Source organism: Tessaracoccus luoxuelianae, assembly GCF_055326245.1.
Genome location: NZ_JBUZNO010000001.1, coordinates 264,767 through 285,701 on the forward strand (window position 1 = coordinate 264,767; position 20,935 = coordinate 285,701).

The 20,935-nt window shown below is 69.8% G+C and carries 19 protein-coding genes and 1 pseudogene; 8 read left to right on the plus strand and 12 right to left on the minus strand.

The window, feature by feature from the left end; translation table 11 throughout:
- Positions 1-6: 6 nt before the first annotated feature.
- On the minus strand, positions 7-687 hold the full coding sequence (locus tag ACZK39_RS01220) for a helix-turn-helix transcriptional regulator (protein WP_463612263.1): 681 nt from the start codon (positions 685-687) through the stop codon (positions 7-9).
- Positions 688-835: 148 nt separating this feature from the next.
- Here ACZK39_RS01220 and ACZK39_RS01225 point away from each other — a divergent pair, with 148 nt between their 5' ends.
- Genes ACZK39_RS01225 through ACZK39_RS01240 form a run of 4 tightly spaced genes read left to right on the plus strand, consistent with a single transcriptional unit; the run spans position 836 to position 5,133 of the window.
- Positions 836-1,537 carry an ABC transporter ATP-binding protein gene (locus ACZK39_RS01225; RefSeq protein ID WP_463612264.1) on the plus strand — a complete coding sequence of 234 codons (702 nt, stop codon included), beginning with the start codon at positions 836-838 and terminating at the stop codon, positions 1,535-1,537.
- Positions 1,534-2,292 (plus strand): ABC transporter permease, encoded by a 759-nt coding sequence (locus ACZK39_RS01230; protein WP_463612265.1) that lies wholly within the window; start codon positions 1,534-1,536, stop codon positions 2,290-2,292. Before ACZK39_RS01225 ends, ACZK39_RS01230 begins: the two co-directional genes overlap by 4 nt.
- Positions 2,280-3,206: a COX15/CtaA family protein gene (locus tag ACZK39_RS01235; RefSeq protein WP_463612266.1), complete on the plus strand. Its 927-nt coding sequence runs from the start codon at positions 2,280-2,282 to the stop codon at positions 3,204-3,206. The genes ACZK39_RS01230 and ACZK39_RS01235 overlap by 13 nt, the downstream gene beginning before the upstream one ends.
- The gene (locus tag ACZK39_RS01240) at positions 3,157-5,133 is read left to right on the plus strand and encodes a M3 family metallopeptidase (protein WP_463612267.1); all 1,977 of its coding nucleotides are present in this window, start codon (positions 3,157-3,159) and stop codon (positions 5,131-5,133) included. Before ACZK39_RS01235 ends, ACZK39_RS01240 begins: the two co-directional genes overlap by 50 nt.
- A 612-nt stretch (positions 5,134-5,745) precedes the next feature.
- On the opposite strand, the gene ACZK39_RS01245 is transcribed toward ACZK39_RS01240, so the two are convergent.
- From ACZK39_RS01245 to ACZK39_RS16745, 4 genes and pseudogenes are all read right to left on the minus strand, one after another.
- Positions 5,746-7,182 carry an HNH endonuclease signature motif containing protein gene (locus tag ACZK39_RS01245; RefSeq protein ID WP_463612268.1) on the minus strand — a complete coding sequence of 479 codons (1,437 nt, stop codon included), beginning with the start codon at positions 7,180-7,182 and terminating at the stop codon, positions 5,746-5,748.
- Between the two features lie 685 nt (positions 7,183-7,867).
- On the minus strand, positions 7,868-8,665 hold the full coding sequence (locus ACZK39_RS01250; protein ID WP_463612269.1) for a PEP-utilizing enzyme: 798 nt from the start codon (positions 8,663-8,665) through the stop codon (positions 7,868-7,870).
- On the minus strand, positions 8,632-8,910 hold the full coding sequence (locus ACZK39_RS16740) for a hypothetical protein (RefSeq protein WP_527252175.1): 279 nt from the start codon (positions 8,908-8,910) through the stop codon (positions 8,632-8,634). Before ACZK39_RS16740 ends, ACZK39_RS01250 begins: the two co-directional genes overlap by 34 nt.
- Positions 8,911-9,448: 538 nt before the next feature.
- Positions 9,449-10,291 (minus strand): annotated as a pseudogene (locus ACZK39_RS16745) (PEP/pyruvate-binding domain-containing protein); the annotation flags it as partial.
- 87 nt (positions 10,292-10,378) lie between these two features.
- On the opposite strand from ACZK39_RS16745, the gene ACZK39_RS01260 reads away from it, so the two are divergent.
- Positions 10,379-10,945, plus strand: a complete 567-nt coding sequence (locus ACZK39_RS01260; RefSeq protein WP_463612271.1) for a DinB family protein — start codon at positions 10,379-10,381, stop codon at positions 10,943-10,945.
- A 12-nt stretch (positions 10,946-10,957) separates the two neighbouring features.
- Here the strand turns inward: ACZK39_RS01260 and ACZK39_RS01265 are convergent, their stop codons facing one another.
- The 3 genes from ACZK39_RS01265 to ACZK39_RS01275 all read right to left on the minus strand — a co-directional run bounded on the left by ACZK39_RS01265 (position 10,958) and on the right by ACZK39_RS01275 (position 14,825).
- Entirely contained in the window at positions 10,958-12,388 is a 1,431-nt protein-coding gene (locus ACZK39_RS01265) for an MDR family MFS transporter (protein ID WP_463612272.1), read from the minus strand.
- Positions 12,389-12,442: 54 nt separating this feature from the next.
- Entirely contained in the window at positions 12,443-13,768 is a 1,326-nt protein-coding gene (locus ACZK39_RS01270; protein WP_459054232.1) for a DUF4921 family protein, read from the minus strand.
- Between the two features lie 130 nt (positions 13,769-13,898).
- Positions 13,899-14,825 (minus strand): heme o synthase, encoded by a 927-nt coding sequence (locus ACZK39_RS01275; protein WP_182783056.1) that lies wholly within the window; start codon positions 14,823-14,825, stop codon positions 13,899-13,901.
- Positions 14,826-14,936: 111 nt separating this feature from the next.
- Between ACZK39_RS01275 and zwf the strand changes: the two genes are divergently transcribed.
- From zwf to pgl, 3 genes are read left to right on the plus strand one after another with little or no spacing between them, the layout of a single operon-like run.
- Positions 14,937-16,466 (plus strand): glucose-6-phosphate dehydrogenase, encoded by a 1,530-nt coding sequence (zwf, locus tag ACZK39_RS01280; protein ID WP_463612273.1) that lies wholly within the window; start codon positions 14,937-14,939, stop codon positions 16,464-16,466.
- Positions 16,467-16,477: 11 nt separating this feature from the next.
- On the plus strand, positions 16,478-17,380 hold the full coding sequence (locus ACZK39_RS01285) for a glucose-6-phosphate dehydrogenase assembly protein OpcA (RefSeq protein ID WP_463612274.1): 903 nt from the start codon (positions 16,478-16,480) through the stop codon (positions 17,378-17,380).
- Position 17,381: 1 nt separating this feature from the next.
- Complete coding sequence (pgl, locus tag ACZK39_RS01290; protein WP_463612275.1) at positions 17,382-18,113, plus strand: 6-phosphogluconolactonase; 732 nt, start codon at positions 17,382-17,384, stop codon at positions 18,111-18,113.
- 24 nt (positions 18,114-18,137) lie between these two features.
- Here the strand turns inward: pgl and ACZK39_RS01295 are convergent, their stop codons facing one another.
- From ACZK39_RS01295 to ACZK39_RS01310, 4 genes are all read right to left on the minus strand, one after another.
- On the minus strand, positions 18,138-18,494 hold the full coding sequence (locus ACZK39_RS01295; protein ID WP_182783060.1) for an RNA polymerase-binding protein RbpA: 357 nt from the start codon (positions 18,492-18,494) through the stop codon (positions 18,138-18,140).
- A gap of 40 nt (positions 18,495-18,534) precedes the next feature.
- A complete protein-coding gene (secG, locus tag ACZK39_RS01300; protein WP_370585751.1) occupies positions 18,535-18,795 on the minus strand; it encodes a preprotein translocase subunit SecG in 261 nt (86 codons plus the stop codon).
- Positions 18,796-18,927: 132 nt separating this feature from the next.
- Positions 18,928-19,707 carry a triose-phosphate isomerase gene (tpiA, locus tag ACZK39_RS01305; RefSeq protein WP_463612276.1) on the minus strand — a complete coding sequence of 260 codons (780 nt, stop codon included), beginning with the start codon at positions 19,705-19,707 and terminating at the stop codon, positions 18,928-18,930.
- Positions 19,707-20,921: a phosphoglycerate kinase gene (locus tag ACZK39_RS01310; protein ID WP_182783062.1), complete on the minus strand. Its 1,215-nt coding sequence runs from the start codon at positions 20,919-20,921 to the stop codon at positions 19,707-19,709. Before ACZK39_RS01310 ends, tpiA begins: the two co-directional genes overlap by 1 nt.
- Positions 20,922-20,935 lie beyond the last annotated feature (14 nt).

Consider the following 20,935-nt stretch of genomic DNA (forward strand, 5'->3'; position numbering starts at 1 on the left):
TTGCCGTCACTTTCTTCTCGGGATTTGAGGGGTGGGCAGGCGGTGGGGCACGTTGGTGGTGCACACCCCGTCGCCGTGGGCAATGGTGGCCAGCCGCTGGACGTGGGTGCCGAGCAGCTTGGCGAAGAGCTGGGTCTCGATCTCACAGAGGATCGGGAACTCGGCCGCCACGTGGGCGATCGGGCAGTGGTGCTGGAGCAGCTGTTCGCCGCTGTGGAGCGGCCGGATGGAGGGCGCGTAGCCGTCCGTGGCAAGCGCCTCGACGAGGATCTCCACCGTCGGTCGCTCCGGGTCCGCCTGGCGGGCGGCGTGGAACCGTTCCTCGATGCAGGCGACGCGATCCTCGGCGATCCCGCGGATGGCGCTGGGGCCCGCGGCGACTGCGAGTCTCCTGAGCGCGGCGATGGCGAGGTCGTCGTAGGCCTGCCGGAACTCGGCGCGGCCCGCGTCGGTAAGCACGAACACCTTCGATGGCCGGCCTCGGCCCCGTGCGCCGAACACGCGCTGCTCATGGGAGGTCAGGGCGCCGCTGGTGAGGAGCACTGCCAGATGACGCCGAACCGCGGCCGGGGTCAGGTGCAGGCGCTCCGCCAACTGCTTGGCCGTCTGCGGGCCGTCGTTGAGGATGAGGTCCACGACGCGGCGGCGGGTGGGAAGATCGACCGTCTCGATGGTTTCAACAGACATGACGCTCCTCCCGCTCGATTTAACCTACGTCAGTCTTTCCAATTCTCCTCCAAGTTTCAAGCAAGGCCACCCTAAGTCCACTGTGCGAGACCCCCCGGGGTGCTCACCGCACAACAATCGGCTGTCCGGGCGGCGCTAGGCTGTCCCGGTGCCCGTCCTCGATGCCCGCGACCTCACGGTGTCGTTCGGCCAGACCCAGGCCCTTGCCGGCCTCACCCTGCAGGCCGACGCGGGGCGGATCACTGCCCTCCTCGGCCCGAACGGGGCGGGAAAGACCACGTTCATCCGCTGCTGCACGGGGCTCGCGCACCCCGACGCCGGCGAGCTGACGCTCTTCGGCGAGTCGCCCGGCTCGCCCCGGGTCCTGCCCCGGATCGGCCTGATGCCCCAGGCCACCGGCGCCTGGTCCGGCATCACCCCCGAGCACCTCCTGCGGTACCTCTCGAAGCTGTATGCCACGCCACAGCCGGTGGATGAGCTCATCGGCCTGCTGGGCATCGACGGCTTCGCCCGCACGCCCTACCGGCGGCTGTCGGGCGGCCAACAGCAGGCCGTCAACCTGGCCGGCGCATTGATCGGACGCCCTGACCTGGTCTTCCTCGACGAGCCCTCGGCAGGCCTGGACCCGCGGGGGCGGCGAGCCACGTGGCAGCTGTTGGAGCGGCTGCGCGACGCCGGTGTCGCCGTGGTCCTCACCACCCACGACATGCACGAGGCCGAGGCGTTGGCGGACTACGTCTACATCGTCGACCGCGGGCGCGTGACCGCGGAGGGCACCGTGGCGGCCCTGACGGTCAACGGCAGCCTGGAGGACGCGTTCCTCCACCACACCACCGGAGACCGCCCATGACACTGGAATTCACCCCCTCAGCCGTCGCGGCACCGCTCGGGCGCCGGGTGTGGGCGCACGCTACGACCGAGGCCTCGCTGATCCTGCGCAACGGCGAGCAGGCGCTGCTGGCCGTGGTCATCCCGGTGGCCATCCTGGTGGGCGGACGGTTCTTCGGCGACAGGCTGGGGCTGGCCCTCCAGAACACCGCCCCCTCGGTGCTCGCGCTGGCGATGTGGAGTTCGTGCCTCACCACCCTGGCGATCGCCACCGGGTTCGAGCGCCGCTACAACGTCCTCGAGCGGATGGCCGCCACGCCACTCGGAAAGCCGGGCATCCTCGTCGGCAAGGGACTGGGCATCAGCCTGATCACCGCCGGCCAGGTGACGGTCCTGGCACTGATCGCCGCAGCCTTGGGGTGGCGGCCCGAGTTCACGCCCCTGTCGTTATTCGTGGCCCTCATCGTGACTGTCCTCGCGATGGGCGCCTTCGCGGGGTTGGCCCTGGCGATCGCCGGATCGTTGCGGCCCGAGGCCACCCTGGCGGTGGCCAACCTGCTCTACCTGGTCGGCATGCCGCTGGGCGTCCTGCTGCCGGTGTCGCGGTTTCCCGGGTGGGCCCAGCCAGTAGTTGCGGCGCTGCCGACGGGCGCCCTCGGCGAGACCCTCAGGGCGGCGGCACAGGGCCAGGCCCTAGGCTGGCCGGTACTGGTGGCCGCACTGTGGTGTGCGGCGGCCCTCGCGCTGGCGTGGAAGGTATTCAAGTGGACGTCCTGACCAAACTTGTCGACGGCGAGCGCGCGCTGCGCAGCTGGCTGTGGATCTCCCTCATCTGCAACATGGGCATCATCGTGACCGGCGCCGTCGTGCGGCTGACGGGCTCCGGGCTGGGTTGCCCCACCTGGCCGCGCTGCACCGACGAGTCCTACACCCCTCACGAGGCCTACGGGATCCACGGCGTGATCGAGTTCGGCAACCGGCTGCTCACGTTCGTCCTGATCGCTGCCGCGCTGGGCGCGTTCATCGCCGCCTGGCGCAACCGCGGGGCCCGCTCGAAGCTGTGGTGGATCACGCTCGGCGTGGGTCTCGGCATCCCGCTGCAGGCCATCGTCGGCGGGATCACCGTGCTCACCCAGCTGGATCCGGTGTGGGTGGCGCCGCACCTCCTGCTGTCGGTGGTTCTCATCGTGGTGTGCGTCTGGGCGCTGCGCGTGGGCTACGGGGTCTCCCCCACCCCCGTGGCGCCGGGTGCCCGCTGGTTGGTCGTCGCGACCTTCGCGGCCTCGATGGTCTCCATCGTTCTCGGCACCGTGGTCACCGGGGCCGGCCCGCACGCCGGTGACGCCTCCTCGCCGCGCAACGGAGCCGACATCGAGTCGGTGGCCCGCATCCATGCTCTGGCCGCGTGGCTGGTGGTGGCCCTCGTCGTGGCCTGCGTGTGGCTGTTCACCCGCACCCGTCAGGCGCGCCCTGCCCGGGCGGCCAGGCTGACGCTGATCACGGTGGCCCTTCAGGGCGTCATCGGCTACCTGCAGTATTTCCTCGGCCTGCCCGTCGGCATCGTGATCCTGCATATGGTGGGATTGACCGTGCTTACGGCGGCAGCGTCGTGGCTGCTGGTGTCGACGACGAGGAGTACCCATGCCCACCAATCCGGTCCTGACGAACGCGCTGCCGTTCGCGCTTCCTGACTTCGCCGCAGCCACCCCGGCGGACTACCGCTCGGCCTTCGAGATCGGCATGGCCGAGCAGTTGGCCGGGTTGGCGCTCATCCGCGACGGTGAGTCTGAGACCACCGTCGAGAACGTCCTCGGCGCCTGGGACGATGCCGAGGCCACGCTCCGCCGCGCCCTCAACGCGTTCTACGCCGTGCATTCCTCCGATGGTTCCCCTGAGCTGGACGCCATCGACGAGGAGATGTCGCCGCGGCTCGCCGCGCACGAGGACTCGATCTTTCTGGATCGGGCGCTGTTCGCCAGGCTGGAGGCGCTCGGCGCACGCATCGACGGCGGGCAGACCCCCGCGGACGAGCAGGACCGCTACGCGCTGGATGAGCTGCTCCGCAGCTTCCGCCGGGCAGGTGTTGAGCTCGACGACGAGGCGCAGGCCCGGGTCCGGGCGCTGAACCAGCAGTTGGCGGAGTTGTCGACGAGGTTCGAGCAGCTCAACCGGGAGGCGCGCAACGCCGGTGGCATCGTCGTGGCCGAGGAGGAGTTGGCGGGGTTGGCCGACGACGAGCGGGCCTCCCTCCGTCGGGACGACAGCTACCGGATCGAGCTGGTCAACACCACTCAGCAGCCGCTGGCGGTGAAGCTCGCCGATGCTGGCGTGCGCCGTCGTCTCTTCGAGGCCTCCACCACGCGGGCCCTTGACGGCGAGTTCGACACCCGTGCCGTGGTGGTCGCCATCGCCCGCGCCAGGGCCGAACGCGCCACCGTGCTGGGGTACCCGCACCACGCGGCGATCGTCGCCGAGGCTGGGTGCGCCAAGAGCACGGACGCCATCCTGCAGATGCTGGTGCCGCTCGCGCAGGCAGCGCTCGCCAAGGCCCGCGAGGAGGCGGCGGACCTGCGGGCGCGCTACGCCGAGCTCGCCCCAGGGGCTGAGTTCTCCGCGGCGGACTGGGGCTTCGTCGAGGCCGTGGTGCGCCGGGAGCGGTTCGCGTTCGACGAGGCCGAACTCGGCGAGTTTCTCCAGGTGGAGAAGGTGCTGGCGGCCGTGTACGCCGCGGCCACCGAGCTGTACGGCATCACGTTCGTCCCCGTCGACGGCGTGGTGGGGCACGCGCCGGACACCCAGGTCTTCGAGGTCCGCGACGCCGACGGCTCCACGCTCGGGCTGTTCCTCATGGACTTCTGGGCCCGCCCCACCAAGCAGGGCGGCGCCTGGATGAGCAACATCGTGGACCAGTCCACGCGCGACGCGACCCTTCCCGTGGTCACCAACAACTGCAACTACACCCGCAGCACCACCACCATCTCCTGGGACGACGTGATCACGATGTTCCACGAGTTCGGGCACGCCCTCCACGGTCTGCTCGCGCAGTCGAAGTACGCGTCCCGCTCGGGGGCCAACACCCAACGCGATTTCGTGGAGTTCCCCAGCCAGGTCAACGAGCACTGGGCCTGGACGCCGGGGCGGGTGCTGCCAGCCGAGTGGGTGGCCAGGCTCGAGGACGCCAGCAGGTTCGGCCAGGGCTACGCCACGGCTGAGACCGAGCTGGCATCGCTCCTGGACCTGGCCTGGCACATGACCCCCCTCGACGAGCTGCCGTCCTCGCCCGACGAGGTGGAGTCCTTCGAGCGCGCCGCGCTGGAGCGCTGGGGCCTCGTCGACGACCTGGTCCCGCCGCGCTACCGGTCGCAGTACTTCGCCCACATCTGGGGCGGCGGATACGCGGCCAGCTATTACGGCTATGCCTGGGCGAAGGTGATGGACGCCGACGCCGTGGCGTGGTTCGACGAGCAGACCGGCCCTCTGCGCGAGGCCGGGAACCACTTCCGCAGGACGCTGCTGGCCCCCGGCGGCTCGGTGGACCCGATGGAGACCTACCGTCGCTTCCGCGGCCGGGATCCGCAGCTCGCCCCGCTGCTGGACCGGTTGGGCCTGACCCTCTGATGGTTCGTCTTCGCTAGTTCGTCGGGGGTTCAGGTCCTGGCGGCGTTGCCGGTCTCCTACCGCTCCCTGAGCGGAAGAGGGTCGCCCGCGAAGCCGGCGTGGCCTGGATTCCCCGCTCCCTGAGGAGGGCCGCCCGCGGAGAGTGGCCTGTCTCCTTCGCTCCCTGAGGAGGCGCGCCGCCGAAGGCGCGGGTGCTGTCTCGAAGGGTTGTGACTACCACCTTCACGCGGGTCTTGTGGTCGGGTGTGGTGAGCCGTGAGCCGATGCCCATGCGGCCGATGTCCATGTTCTTGAGATCGCCGCGGACGGGGTTTGTGGTCGGGTTGTTGAGGCCGCCCGGGCGTCGTCTCGCGTCTCCCCGCACTCGCCCTGCTTGTGGCGTTGCCTGTTCCCGGGTGCGGGCCGGCAGGGCGGCGTTGGGGTCGGGCCTGCTTGAGCGGGATGCCGGTTGGGCGATCCTCGGGTTGGGCACCGCTACGCAGTGCCGCCCTGCCGTCCCCCACCCTGGCTCTCAGGGGAGGGTTCTCGACCTGAACATCAATCCCTGACTGAGGCCGCTGCGCTGCGCTCGTGAGCGGGTCGTCGGGCCCTGGTGAACCAGCGGGCTGACCTCTAGCCGGCGGAAGCCCAGACGGCGGAGCTGCGGCCGATGAGTTCGTCGAGATCCGGCGCACGGCGCTCAGGCACGACCGGCGAGACCGAGTCAGGCAGGCCGGGGTCGGGTGGGCAGGGTGGTCCCCCGGCAAGGGGTGCGAGTTGCTGCAGCCGGTGGCGTTGATGCTGCCTCGGCCTGCGCGCCGGATCGATGTGCCGGGGTGGGGTGAACCACGGCATACCTGTGGCGAGGTCGAGGTGAACCTGCCATTGGGACTCGGCCGACTGCAGCGGATCCGGCTCCACCAGCCGATGATGGAACGGGCAGAGCAACACGCCGTTGGCGAGGCATGTTGCGCCGCCTTGCCACCACGGAATGATGTGATGCGCCTCACAGCAGGCCGGTGTTGCGGCACAGCCGGGGAACACACAGCCCTGATCCCGCTGCACGAGTGCGGCCCGGAGGGCGGGGGTGAACAGTCGATGCGTGCGCCCCACGTCCAGTGGCCGCGACGCGGTGCCCAGCACCATCGGGATCAGGCGCGCGTCGCAGGCCAGGCGGCGGGCCTCCCCCGCCGACAAACCATCGACCCCGCCGGCGCCGAGGACGCTGACTTCACCCAGCCCGGTGGTGAGGGTGTCGTAGTTGAGGGTGATGTGGACCTGGGGCCGGTCCACCCCATGCGACGGGAGGGTGCCGCCACTGGCGGCGTGCTGGGTCAGCAGCACCAGGGCGTCGGCGCGGCGCGCGCCGCGGCTCGGGGTCTCGCCGGTGGTGCCGTAGGTGGAGGCCGCGGGCATCAGGGCATCGAGCTGGGCGGCGAGGAGGGCGGCGTCGGCGACGGGGAGTTGGCCGGTGATCCGCATCGACCCGTGGAAATCGGGAGACAGGTGCAGGAACCTGTCGCGCCGCGCCGCGGTCTCTTCCCGGGCCAGACGTGTCGCGTCGTCGGCATCTGAGTGGTCGGGGTCGATCACCTCGACCAGCCGCGATGCCAGGATGCGTAGCTCGGTGGGGCCGAGGGTGTCGGCGTGGGCCAGGATCAGTTCCTGGCATTCGACCAACTGGGCGCGGGTCAGGCGCGCCGGGAGCCTCCGCAGCCCGGCGACGATCGCCTCCGCCTGCGCCACAGAGACCACGCCCTCGTTGAGGGCGGCTCCGATCAGCGGGAACCGGTCTCCGAGATGGTCGGCGAGCCTGAGAGCTGCCGTGGCTTGGGCGGGGGTGGTGCGCACCGACTGCCGCACACCGTCGATCACCGCGTCCGCGGCCGAGAGCTTGGCTTCGTGGAGGAGGTGCAGTCGGAGTCCGGCCAGTTGGGCTTCGGCCTCACTGATGGAGTCCACCAGACCGGCCAGGCGTTGCATCGCGATCTGGTCTGCTCCGATGGATGCGGCGGCGTCCCAGAGGGCGGCGATGTATCGCTGCCCCAGGTCTGCCACCGTCTCGCTCATGTGAACAATTCTGTCACCGGCCACTGACAGAAACGGGCCCAGAACCCCGCCCCCGCAGAAGAAAGTTCAGGCAATTTCTGAGCACCCCTGACACGAGCCCCTGGGGCTCATCGCAGCCCTGCAGCCAGGTCAAGATTGCTTGTCAGCATCAGTTACGACCCTTCGAGACGGGCCACGCCGCTCCGCGGGCGGCCCTCCTCAGGGAGCTCGGTTCCCGAGGGGCCCCGTCGCGAAGCAACCGAGGAAGTCTCGGAATATGGAAACCCGCACACTAGAACAAGGGTGATGGACGGCGGGGCGGCACTGCGCAGCGGTGCCCAACCCTACGATCACCCAACCGGCATCCCGCCCAAGCAAGCCCGGCCCCAACGCCGCCCTGCCGGCCCGCACCCAGGACAAGACCACGCCACAGGAGGACCGAGTGCGGGGAGACGGGAGACGATGCCCGGGCGGCCTCAACACCCCAGCCACCGACCAGACCAGCAGTCGACAACGGGACTCTAGACAACGGCCGCCCGGGCATCGACTCACGGCTCACCGCACCCGACCATGAGATTCGCGTGAAGGTCGTAGTCACGACCCTTCGAGACGGCACCCGCGCCTTCGGCGGCGCGCCTCCTCAGGGAGCGAAGGGGACGACCTCGCCGCCAGATCCAGGACCCCAAGGAACCGACGAAAATGCCCCCTAGCCGCCAGGTGCGTCCGCGGCGAGGACCAGACCGTGGTCGCCGTCGACCATGACGCGCTGACCCGTGACCAGCGTCGAAGTGCCGTCGCCGACCCCGAGCACCGCGGGGAGGCCGTACTCGCGGGCGACGATGGCCGCGTGCGACGCGGGACCGCCGTGATCCACCACCACGGCGGCCGCCACCGCGAACAGGGGAGTCCAGGACGGGTTCGTCGCCGGGCACACCAGGACCTCGCTGGGGCGGAGGGTGGGGAACTCGCTCTGGCTTCGGATGACGCGGACCGCGCCCGTCGCACGGCCCCCGCCCCCGGGCGTGCCCGCAGCGAGGGCCGCACCGGACGGGCGATCTGGATACAGCGTCGACGACGCGATGAGGGGGGCGCCGGCGAGGGCCGCGACAGCGCGTTTCCTGCGTGCGACGGCGGCCCTCAGAATCCCGTCGACGGGGTGTCTCGCGGGGTCGGGCACCCGATCGACCTCGCTCCACACGAGGAACCAGGCGTCCTCCGGCACGTCGATCGCTCCCTGGAGCGCCAGTCGACGCCCCATCTCGAGCACTGCGCCGCGGACCGCCGGCATGGTGCGGACAAGCTCGAAGTGCGTGTCCTCGCGCAGCCCGAGCCCCTCGCGCGCATCGCTCAGCAGCGAACGGAGCGGGCGGCCGAGCCGGAGCCGGCGCACCCGGGGAAGATCGAGCACCGCGCTCCCTCCCCCACTGTCCTCCCTGGACTGACCGGCTGCCTGCCTGGCCAGCACCTGGATCAGGCCGAGGACCGTCGACGGCGAGTCTCCCACGACGGATCCATGGGGAGGAGGATGCTCCCCGTCTCGCGGTGTCCGAACTTAGCGACGAGATCGTCCAGGCCTCGCCGGAACTGGCCGTCACGGGGCAGCGCCCCGACGATGGGGACGAGCTCGGTCGCGGCGAGTGCGGAGAAGTCGTGGGCGAGCGCCTCGTCGGACCGCACGATCTCGGCGAGGGCCTCCAGCGCGGCGTTGGCGCGCATCGTGTCGGTGGTGGCCCCGAGCGCCGCGGTCATCGCGCCGTCCGCGGCGCCCAGGCGCGGGAGGATCAGGGCGAGCAGCGCCAGGGCCCGCCCACCTGCGGGGAGGTAGCGGCCCCTGAGCTCGGCGAGCTCGACGGCGAGCACCGAGGCCCTGCGCGGGATGCCGGTCAGTTCCGCCCAGGTTCGCCCGCTCGACCCTGAACGCCTGCAGTTCCTTCCCTCGGCGCACGATGTCCGGCCATCGAGGGTCGAGCCGCCAGTCCTTCGCCCGGTACCGGGCGGCCCGCACGAAGGCGCGGAGGAGCCGCGCTGGGGTCCTGCGCGAGGGCCGCGGGCTCGGCGGGACCAACTCTGTGAGGACGCCGTCGCTCGCCACCAGCGCGTCCGCCACACCCATCCTGACTCCGACGATCGCGTCGGTAAGGCGCTCCAGGTGCGGGAAGACCACCGCCTCGATCCAGGCGGTCAACTCCATCGGCAGGGGGCGACGGGGCAACAGTTCGAGCACCACCGGCCCGGTCAACCGCTGGACGCGGTTGAGCCGGATCGGTGCAGGTGGCAAGGCCGTCATGGGGCGGGACTGAGTGAGGAGGACCGCGTCGCCTGCCAGGACCCACTCGATGTCCTGCGGGGCGCCGAAGTACCCGGCCACCCGTCGACCCTGCTCCGCCAGGCGGCGCAGGATGGCGTCCGGCAACGCGGGGGCGTCCCTGTCTCCCCGCGCAGACGTCGTCCCACCCCCGGGGGCCGGGAGCACGACCGACTCCCGGTGGCCGATCCGTCGCTCGACGACCGCATCGTCCGGGCCCACCACCGCGTGGTCGGGGGTCACCGCACCCGACACCACCGACTCCCCCAACCCCGGGTTGGACTCGACGACGACTCGGTCCCGCGCGCCCGTCACCGGGTGTGCGGTGAACATCACCCCCGCCCACTCAGCGTGGACCATGGCCTGCACCACCACAGCCATCGCGACGGCATCGTCAGGGATGCCGAGCCTCGAGCGGTAGGCGATCGCCCGGTCGGTCCACAGCGACGCCCAGCAGCCGCGCACCGCCGCGACCACGGCGTCGGGCCCGATCACGTTCAGAAACGTGTCCTGCTGCCCCGCGAACGTGGCCCCCGGCAGGTCCTCCGCCGTGGCGCTGGACCGCACAGCCACTGGGCCCTCCCCCAGGCTCAGATACGCCTGCCGGACGGCCGCCGCCACCAGGTCGGGCACGGGGGCCGCGGCGATCGTCGCCCTTGTCGGCTGGAGCGAGCCGACGCCGAGCCGGTACGCGTCGGTGGTGACCACGAACCCAGGCGGAACGTCGAACCCGGCGCCGATCAACTCGCCGAGATTGGCGGCCTTACCACCCACCAGAGCGAGGTCGTCGCGTGTGAGGTCGGTCAGCGGACGGCAGAGGCGCACCCTGGTCCAACGCTACGCCCGGCCGGGCGCGGCCCGTCGGCTTCGGCAGTCGGAGACAGCCGGCGACGCTGGGGGCAGAATGACCACATGGACATCAAGGAGATCCTGCTCAACCACCTGCGCGCCTCCCGCGAGGCCCTCCTGTGGAAGACCGAGGGCCTGAGTGAACGCGAGCTCAGGCTCCCCCGGACGGTCACCGGGACCAACCTGTTGGGGCTGGTCAAGCACTGCGCCTTCGTGGAGCACGGGTACTTCATCGACTGCTTCGCCAGGACCTCCACGATCGTGATAGCGGCGTTGGACTACGACGCCGATCCCAATGCGGACTTCTATGCCACCCGCGACGAGCGGGCCGTGGACCTCATCCGGCTGTACCGCGAGGTGGGCAAGGTGGTGGACATGGCCATCGAGGAGATGCCCCTGGAGACCCCTGGCCACGTCGCCTGGTGGGGCAAGAAGGGCGAGACCACGCTGGCCAGGGTCCTCGTGCACGTTCTCAACGACGTCACCCGGCACGCGGGGCAGGCCGACATCATCCGGGAGGGGATCGACGGGGCCGCCGGACTGCTCAGCGGCAACACGAACCTGTGGGTGCCGGCCGAAGGGTGGGCCGCCCACCGCACGATGTTGACCCGGCTCGCGGACGAGGCGTGACCGAGGCGCTGCTCAGTGGGCCGCGGCGACCAGGTTCTCCACGTCGGCAGGCTTCCTGAGGAAGAGCCCCGCGACCACGGCGGCGGTCCAGATGGCGCCGGCCGCCATGAAGGCCCACCGCGCCCCCACCAGCAGGGCCTCGGCCTCTGAGGCGGCCGTCGGGGCGGCGGCCGCCGACTGGATGGCGAAGATCGTGACGAAGATGGCCGTGCCCGTGGCACCCGCGACCTGCTGCACCGTGCCCACGACGGCGGACCCATGGGAGTACAGGTGCCGCGGCAGCGAGCCCAGAGCCACGGTGAACAGCGGGGTGAACATCGACGCGAAGCCCACGCTCATCACCACGTGGCCGAGCATGATCGCCCACCACGGGGTGGCCAGGCTGATCGTGGAATAGAACACGAACACGCCCATCACGACGACGCTCGCCGGCACCACGAGAGCCCTCGGCCCGACGCGGTCGTAGAGCCGGCCGACCACGGGCGACAGGAGCCCCATGGCGATTCCGCCCGGCAGCAGCATCAACCCGACCTGCAGAGGCTCAAGCCCGAACGCCCGCTGGAGCAGGAGCGGCAGCATGATGATGCTCCCGAACAGCGCCATCATGGCGATCGCCATCATCACCACCGCCACCGTGAAGGTGGTGTAGGTGAAGGTCCGCAGGTCCAGCAGCGCCGCGCCGCGGGCCTGGAGCGCGGACTGTCGCGCGACGAAGGCGGCGAGGCCCGCGACGCCGACCCCGATGGCCAGCAGAGGCACCCAGAACTCCACCTCGTCGGATCCAACCAGGCTCAGCCCGTAGACCAGAGGGCCGAACCCCAGCAGGGTGAGCGGCACCGAGACGAGATCCAAGGGCGTGTCCTTCGTCTCCCCGACGTTGGTCAATCGGCGGGAGCCGAGCCACAGCATAAGGAGCGCGATCGGGAGCACGACCCAGAAGATCCCGCGCCACGAGGCGACCTGAAGGATCACGCCGGACAGGGTGGGGCCGACGGCGGGGGCCACCGAGATCACCATCGAGACGTTGCCCATCACCCGGCCGCGATGCTCCCGGGTGACGAGTTGCATGATGGTGGTCATCAGCAGCGGCATCATGATGGCGGTGCCGGTGGCCTGGATCACGCGCCCCAGCACCAGGAACGCGAAGCTCGGCGCCACCGCGCACGCCAGCGTCCCGAGACTGAACAGGGTCAGGGCCAGGACGAACACGCGGCGCGTCGGCAGCCGGTCCAGCAGCCAGCCGGTCACCGGGATGACGACGGCCATGGTCAACATGAACGCGGTGGTGAGCCACTGGGCGGAGCGCTCGGTGATGCCGAGATCGGACATGATCGAACTCAGGGCGACGTTCATGGTGGTCTCGTTCAGGATCACGACGAACGCGGCGACCAGGAGGATGGGGATGACCCTGCGGTCGGTGGGCCGAGGCATATCGGTGGACATGGGAGAGTCCCTTCGTGGCGGTCGGAGTGGGTCCCGCCACACTGCAACGGTTCGCTAGCGGCGGTACCGCAGCGGATTGGGACGGCCCGGCGCCTCGGAACCGATCGCCAGGCCCGGGGCAATGAGCCCGCGCCCGCGCAGATCGAGGAGAGCGCTGACCACCCGATCACGCAGCGTAGCCGGTGCGATGGTGTTGAGGTAGACCTTCGTGGCCCCCTCGAACCCGGCCAGCGTCGAGATGCGCCACTTCAGCATCACCCGCCACGGCATCGGGAGGGTGACGTCGATCGGGCGGTAGTGCCATTCCTCGTTGCAGGGGATGGCCGACCCTGTGGCGGCGTGCATGGCGTGGATCATGTCCGACATCCCCCGCACCTCGTCGTCGCGCTGCTCCCACGGGTCGGAGGCCTCGCTGGTGGAGTGGATCTCGATGGTGGGATACCGATGCCCGAATCCCGCGAAGGCGACGGCATAGCCGCTCTCGGCGATGACGAGGTTGCGGCGAGCCGCGTAGTTGGGGCCGGCCTCGTTGAAGAGGTTCGCGTTGCCCCTCAGCCGGGCAAGGGTGGCCTCGTGGTGCGCGCCCCTCTCGTCGATGGTCACGAGTTGTTTGTGCAGGTGGTCGAACGAGGCGCCCGCGGGCTTCAACCAGTTCTGGAACACGGCCACGTAGCGCGCGTACCGGTTGATCTCGTAGGCCATCCGGGCCGACTCGATCGTGTAGGCGACGAATCGGGCGTGCTCGTCGGGGGTGAGGGTCCCGGACGAGGCGAGCTGGGAGTCGTCGGTGGCACCGTCGACGAAGTGGCGACGGGCCACGATGAGGTCGTGGCCGCCGCCGAAGAACCCGGAGGCGCGGCCGATCCTCTCCTCCTCGGGGAGGGCCGCGATCTCGGCGTCGGTCATCCCGGAGGCGCGCAGCTTGGCGCCGATGACGCTGAGGACGTGAGCCTTGCCCTCGGCTGAGGCAAGGTACGCGTCGCGGCGCAGGCGCACCCGGTCCGGCAGCTCGAACCCGTAGTTCTGATGCCAGTAGTCGAAGCTCAGGATCTCGAACAGGTTGGGGACGCGCCGGAACTCAGCGACGGTGGCGAAGAGGTCCTCCGCGGGGTTCCGGTAGATCGTCTTCCAGCCACGCTCCCCCAGGATCACGCGGGACTTCTCCGGCGGAGTCTCCAGGTAACGCTCCTCGCAGAACGGGCAGTGCCGGCCGTGCAGCCCGGGATCCACCGGCCGCGGTTCGTGGACGGGAAGGCCGAGCGGGCGGTTGGCCCGCCCCGCGACCGTCCACACCTCGGTGCCGGTGAGGGGATTGATCTGCTTGACGGTGCCATCGCGCAGCACAGTGACGTAATCCGGCTCCCGGGCGAAGGGCTGCATCCCCCGACGATAGTGCGCAGTGGCGGGCTGCGGAGGCTTGCTCGGCAGCTCCTACTGTTCGTCGAGCGAGGAGAACGCGGCGAGGCGCCGCTGGGGCGCCGTCAATCGCAGCGAATTCTGGCGCAGGACACTAGAACAGGAGCGGGTCGATGGCCACCGCGAGGAACAGCAGGGCCAGATAGGTGTTGCTCCAGTGGAACAGCCGCATTGCCTTGAGCTGGGGCCCCTCGGCGCCCGCCCTGGCTCTACGCCACAGCGCCACGGCCTCGGCGAGGAACACCGCGCCCAGCACGCCCGCGACAATCGGGTACAGCGGCCCGGTGGGGGTGACGGGCCACAGCAGCAGCGACACCACGACGGTGGCCAGCGTGTACCAGAAGATCTGAGCGGCGACCCGCGGCGGGGTCGACACCACCGGCAGCATCGGCACCCCGGCTGCCGCATAGTCCTCGCGGTAACGGAAGGCCAGCGCCCACGTGTGCGGTGGCGTCCAGAGGAAGACGACGGCGAACAGGATCAGCGGCGGCCAGGCGACGCTGCCCGTCACAGCTGTCCAGCCGATGAGCGGCGGGAAGCAGCCCGCGATGCCGCCCCACACGATGTTCTGCCAGGTGCGGCGCTTGAGCCACATGGTGTAGACGAACACGTAGAACGCGTTCGCGGTGAGCGCCAGGACGGCGGAGAGCCAGTTGGCGCCGAATCCGAGCACGAGCGTGGCAAGGACTCCGAGCACGACACCGAAGACCAGCGCGTTGCGCGTGGAGACCTGGTGTCGCGGGACGGGTCGGCGGCGGGTGCGCCGCATCACCTCGTCGATGTCCGCGTCGATCACGCAATTGAAGGTGTTGGCCGACGCCGCGGCGAACAGCCCGCCGATCATGACCACCACGATCAGCTCCCACGGCGGCAGCCCGCCGGCCGCCAGGAACATCGCCGGAGCGGTGGTGACGAGCAGCAGTTCGATGATGCGCGGCTTGGTCAGGGCAACATACGCCTTGACCACATCCCAGAAGCGGGCCCCCGAGGACGCAGCGACAGAGCCGACCGCCACATGCACCTCATTCCCTCACCTTCGCTCCCGGCAGTCTATCTCGCCCGATGGGGGGCACCCAAAGCGCGGCGCGGGATCCGTTCCCCCGCTGCCCTCGCAGGGATAGGGTTGGCGACGATGAACAGCTACGAGAACCCACTGCGCGATCCGCAGGACCGACGGCTCCCCCGGATCGCCGGGCCCTGCGTCCTCGTCATCTTCGGGGTGACCGGGGACCTGTCCCGCAAGAAGCTGATGCCGGCCGTCTACGATCTTGCCAATCGCGGCATGCTTCCCCCCGGCTTCGGCCTGGTGGGATTCGCGCGCCGGGACTGGGCGGACCAGGACTTTGCGCAGGTCGTCCACGATGCGGTGAAGGAGAACGCGCGCACACCCTTCCGGGAGGAGGTGTGGGAGCAGCTCCTGGAAGGCATCCGGTTCGTCTCCGGCACGTTCGACGACGACGAGTCGTTCGAGCGGCTGCGCGGCACCATCCGGGAGCTGGACACTGCCCGCGGCACCGGCGGAAACCACGCGTTCTACCTGTCCATCCCCCCGTCGAGCTTCGAGCAGGTGATGACGCAGCTGCGGCGCCACGGCATGACCGAGCGCTCCGAAGGCAACTGGAACCGGGTGGTCATCGAGAAGCCGTTCGGCCACAACCTGGCCTCGGCGCGCGAGCTCGACGACGTGGTCTCAGCGCTGTTTCAACCCCATGAGGTGTTCCGCATCGATCACTACCTGGGGAAGGAGACGGTGCAGAACATGCTGGCGCTGCGCTTCGCCAACCAGATGTTCGAGCCGATCTGGAACAACCACTACGTCAGCCACGTCGAGATCACGATGGCCGAGGACATCGGCATCGGTGGCCGCGCCGGCTACTTCGACGGGATCGGCATCGCCCGCGACGTCATCCAGAACCACCTCCTCCAGCTCTTGGCGCTGACGGCGATGGAGGAGCCCACCTCGTTCGAGGCCAGCCAGCTGCGTGCCGAGAAGCAGAAGGTCCTCGCCGCGGCCCGCGTCCCCTCGCGATACGACCTGCACACCGCGCGCGGCCAGTACGCCGCCGGATGGCAGGGCGGCAAGCCCGTGATCGGGTACCTGCAGGAGGAGGGCGTGCCGGAGGGCTCGAAGACGGAGACCTACGCCGCGATGCGCGTGGACATCGACAACCGCCGCTGGGCCGGGGTGCCCTTCTACCTCCGCTCCGCCAAGCGCATGCCCCGCCGCGTCACGGAGGTGGCGCTGAGCTTCAAGCGGGCACCCCACCTGCCCTTCACCGCCACTGATACCGAGGAGCTCGGAACCAACGCCCTCGTGATGCGGATCCAGCCCGACGAGGGGGTCACGCTCCGGTTCGGGGCTAAGGTCCCCGGCACCCAGATGGAGATCCGGGAGGTGTCGATGGACTTCGGCTACGGGGGGTCGTTCACCGAATCGTCCCCGGAGGCCTACGAGCGGCTCATCCTCGACGTCCTGCTCGGCGACCCGCCGCTGTTCCCGCAGCAGGAGGAGGTGGAGCTCAGCTGGAGCATCCTCGACCCGGTGATCGAGTACTGGGCCTCCGTCGAGGGTCAACCTGAGCAGTACGCGTCCGGCACCTGGGGCCCCGCCTCCGCACACGAGATGCTGGCCCGTGACGGTTTCAACTGGCGTAGGCCCTGAGGAGGATTGTCATGATCATCGAACTGACCGACACGTCGTCCCGAGAAGTGGCGTCCGCCCTCATCAGCGCCAAGCGCACCGCTGGGGCCAGCGGTCTCGTGCTGACCCTCCTCATCGTCACCACTGACGGGCACTTCGACGAGGTGCTGGAGGCCGCGAAGGCCTCAGCCACCGCCCACCCGTCGAGGGTCATCCTGGTGACCTACGTGGAGGCCGATCAGGCCCGGCTCGACGCGACCATCGAGGTGGGCGAGGGCCTTCCCGGGGATCTCGTCGTGTTGAGGCTCCACGGGGAGCTGCGCCACCACGGGGACTCGATCTGCCTTCCGCTGCTGCTGCCGGACTCCCCGACCATCGTGTGGTGGCCGCACGAGGCGCCGGACCATCTCGCCGACGACCCCATCGGTGGCCTCGCCGATCGGCGCATCACAGACGCGGCCGGCTGTCACGACCCTCAGGATGCGCTGCTGCGCCGTGCCCGCAACCACGCCCCAGGCGACACTGACCTCACCTGGACCCGGCTGACCCGGTGGCGCGCCCTGCTCGCGGCGGCCATGGACCAGACGCGCTCCGAGGTCACCGGCGCCATGGTCTCCGCCGCCCCGGACAACGCCCCCGCGACACTCCTGTCCGCGTGGCTGAGCGACAGGCTCGACGTCCACGTCGAACGCCGTGACGGCGACCAGCCCGGCGTCAACGAGGTGCGGCTCACCACCCTCGAGGGCGACATCACGGTGCGTCGCGTGGCGGAGGGCACCGCCCTCTACCAGGTGCCGCATCAACCGCAGCGCACCGTCGCACTCAGGCGCCGGCCGCTGACGGACCTCCTGACCGAGGAACTGCAACGCATGGACGCCGACGACATCTTCGAGGCGGCCACGAGCCGTCTCGTGGCCGACGCCGAGGGGCGCTGAGGTGTACACCCGAGTGGTCCGGATGCCGGGCGCGGACGAGGTGAGCCACCTGGTGGCGCAGCGGTTGCTGGACCGCCTCGTCGAGCTTCAGGACACCCAGCCGATCGTGCACGTCTGCCTGACCGGGGGCAATGCCGCCAACGCCATGTATGAACGCTTCGCCGAGCTGGCCGTGGGCTCAGACCTCGACGCCGCGAAACTGCAGCTGTGGTGGGGCGACGAACGGTTCGTCCCCGCGACGGATCCGGAGCGCAACTCGCTGCAGGCGGTGTCGCGGCTGGCCCGAACCGTGTCCATCAAGTCGGCCGACACCCACATGATGGCCGCTCAGGACGGGCGGAAGGACTCGCACGAGTGCGCCGCGGAGTACGAGGCCGAACTGGGTACCACCCATTTCGACATCATGCTGCTGGGCGTCGGGGAGGACGGACACGTCGCCTCGATCTTCCCGGGGCACCCCAGCTTCGATCCCACTACGCGCAGCGTGATCGGCGTCACGGATGCACCCAAGCCCCCGACGGAGCGGATCTCGCTCACCATCCCGGCGCTCAACAGGTCCACGGAGATGTGGATCATGGCCACCGGTGCGGCCAAGGCCGGCGCCGTCGCCGGGGCCCTGCAGGGGGATCGGAGGCTTCCCGCCTCTCACGTGCGCGGGGAGAAGGTCACCCTGTGGTATCTGGATGACGCCGCCGCGAGCGGCCTTCCTGCGCAGTACAGCTGCCCGTTCTGAGCAGGCAGCTGCACCGCAGGGGACTCAGTAGATGACCTCGCCGGAGGCGCGGCGCGCGCGCAGGGCGGACACGGCCTCTTCCAGGATCTGGGCAGCTTCCGCGTCGGTGCGGCGCTCCTTCACGTAGGCCAGGTGCGTCTTGTAGGGGGTGATCTTCGGCGGCGGCGGCGGATTGTCTGCGTCCATGTTCGCCGGGAGCCCGCAGCGGGGGCAGTCCCACGACTCGGGGATCGGCGCATCGACGGCGAAGGCCGGCCGGGTCACATGCCCACTGGCGCAGAAGTACGAGACGTGGAGCCGCGGCGCGGTATCGCCACGCTCTGCCTCACCCATCGGTCCGGCGCCGACACGGCTGCCGCGAATGGCGTTGCCACTTGCCACTTGTGTTCTCCTTGAGACGTGATGAAGGGGTCGTGCCAGGTCAGGCGCCGATGCGGTACAGCACCAGCAGCCCGATGATCGTCAGAAGCCAGACCAGCGACAACACGACCGTGATCCGGTCCAGCCGGCGCTCCGCCGTCGACGCTCCACCCATGGAGGTCGACATGCCGCCGCCGAACAGATCAGACATTCCGCCGCCACGACTTTTGTGGAGGAGGACGGTGGCCGCGAGGAGGACGCTGAGGACAATCGCGATGATTGAGAGCGTCGTCACCGGCCAAGACACGAGGGGGACAATCACGCCGTACAGACTATCCGACGACGACCGGTTATCCACATTCGCCCCCGCCTGTCCGGCCCTGGACGGCGCGGTGGCCACAACGCAGAGCGGCGCGGGACCTCCCGTCCCGCGCCGCCCACCCTCCTGCGTTTCTCAGAGATTGTAGAACCGCACGATGGCCGCGAACTCATCGGGCTTCAGGGCGGCGCCCCCGACGAGGGCACCGTCGACGTCCGGCTTGCTCATGATCTGGGCCACGTTGTCCGCCTTGACGGAACCGCCGTACTGGATGCGCACGGACTCGGCCGTGGGCTCGTCGTAGAGCGCGGCGACCTCCTTGCGGATGGCGCCACACACCTCCTGCGCGTCGTCCGGGGTGGCCACCTCGCCGGTGCCGATGGCCCACACGGGCTCATAGGCGATGACGAGGCCGGCGACCTGCTCGGCCGTCAGACCGGCCAGGGTGCCGCGCACCTGATCGAGGGTGTACTCGACGTGGCGCCCCTCCTTGCGGATGTCCAGACCCTCGCCCACGCAGATGATCGGCGTGATGCCCGCGGCCAGGGCCTTGGCGGCCTTGGCGTTGATGATCTCGTCGGTGTCGCCGAAGTACTGGCGACGCTCGGAGTGGCCGACGACCACGTAGCTGACGCCGAGCTTCGTGAGCATCGAGGTGGAGATCTCGCCGGTGTAGGCGCCGTTGTCGAACTGCGAGACGTTCTGCGCGCCCAGTTGGAACGGCAGACGGTCGCCGTCGATCAGGGTGCGCACGGTGCGCAGGTCCGTGAACGGTGGGATGAGGACGGCCTCGGACTTCGACGCGTCGTAGTCCTTGTCCAGGAGTGCGTAGTGGATCTTCTCCACCAGTCCAGTGGCCTCGATGTGGTCGACGTTCATCTTCCAGTTACCGGCCATGATCGGCTTGCGGGTCATCAGTTGTCCTCCTCCAGAACGGAAATGCCGGGCAGTTCTTTGCCCTCCAGGAACTCGAGGGAGGCGCCGCCGCCCGTCGAGATGTGGCCGAACTCGTCGTCGGCGTGGCCGAGGACCCGCACGGCCGCGGCGGAGTCTCCGCCACCGACCACCGAGAGACCCTCGACCTTGGTCAGCGCCTTGGCCACAGCGGCCGTGCCGTGCGACAGTGCCTCGATCTCGAACACGCCCATGGGGCCGTTCCAGAACACCGTCTTGGCGCCGGTGATGGCGTCCGCGAACAGCTTTTCGGACTCGGGGCCGATGTCAAGGCCCTGCTTCCCGGCGGGGATGGAATGAGCCGAGACGACGTCCACGTCGCCCTTGACCTCCCGGGCGTCGAAGTCCATCCCGTCGGCGATGCGCACGTCGACCGGCAGCAGGATCGTCTTGCCCTTGGCCTTGGCCTCCTCCAGGTAGCCGCGGCAGGTCTCCAGGTTGGTCTCGTCGAGCAGGGAGTCACCGATCTCGTGGCCCTGGGCCTTGAGGAACGTGAACACCATGCCGCCGCCGATGACGAGAGTGTCGGCCACCTTGAGCAGGTTGTCGATCACCGACAGCTTGTCCGCGACCTTCGCGCCACCCAGCACCACGACGAAGGGGCGCTCGGGGGTCTCGGTGAGCCGACGCAGCACGTCGACCTCCTTGGCCACGAGGTAGCCGGCCGCGTTGGGGAGCAGTTTCGCCACATCGTAGACGGAGGCCTGCTTGCGGTGCACCACGCCGAAGCCGTCGGAGATGAACAGGTCACCGAAGGCCGCGTACTTGGCGGCGAGCTCCTGGCGGGCTGCCTCGTCCTTGGACTCCTCGGCCGGCTCGTAGCGCACGTTCTCGAGCAGGGCCACCTCGCCGTCGGCGAGCGCGTCGACGGTGGCCTTGGCGGACTCGCCGACGACGTCGTCGGCGAGCTTCACCTCGGCGCCGAGCAACTCACCGAGCCGCTTTGCGACCGGAGCCAACGAGTACTTGGGGTTGACCTGCCCCTTGGGGCGGCCGAGGTGGGCCATGACTACGACGCGGGCGCCGGCGTCGCGCAGGGCGTTGAGGGTGGGGAGCGCGGCGCGGATGCGGCCGTCGTCCCCGATGTTCTTGTCAGCGTCCAGGGGGACGTTGAAATCGCAGCGGATGAGTACCCGCGTGCCGTGGAGATCGCCCAGATCTGCAACAGACTTCACAGTGAGCCTTTCTT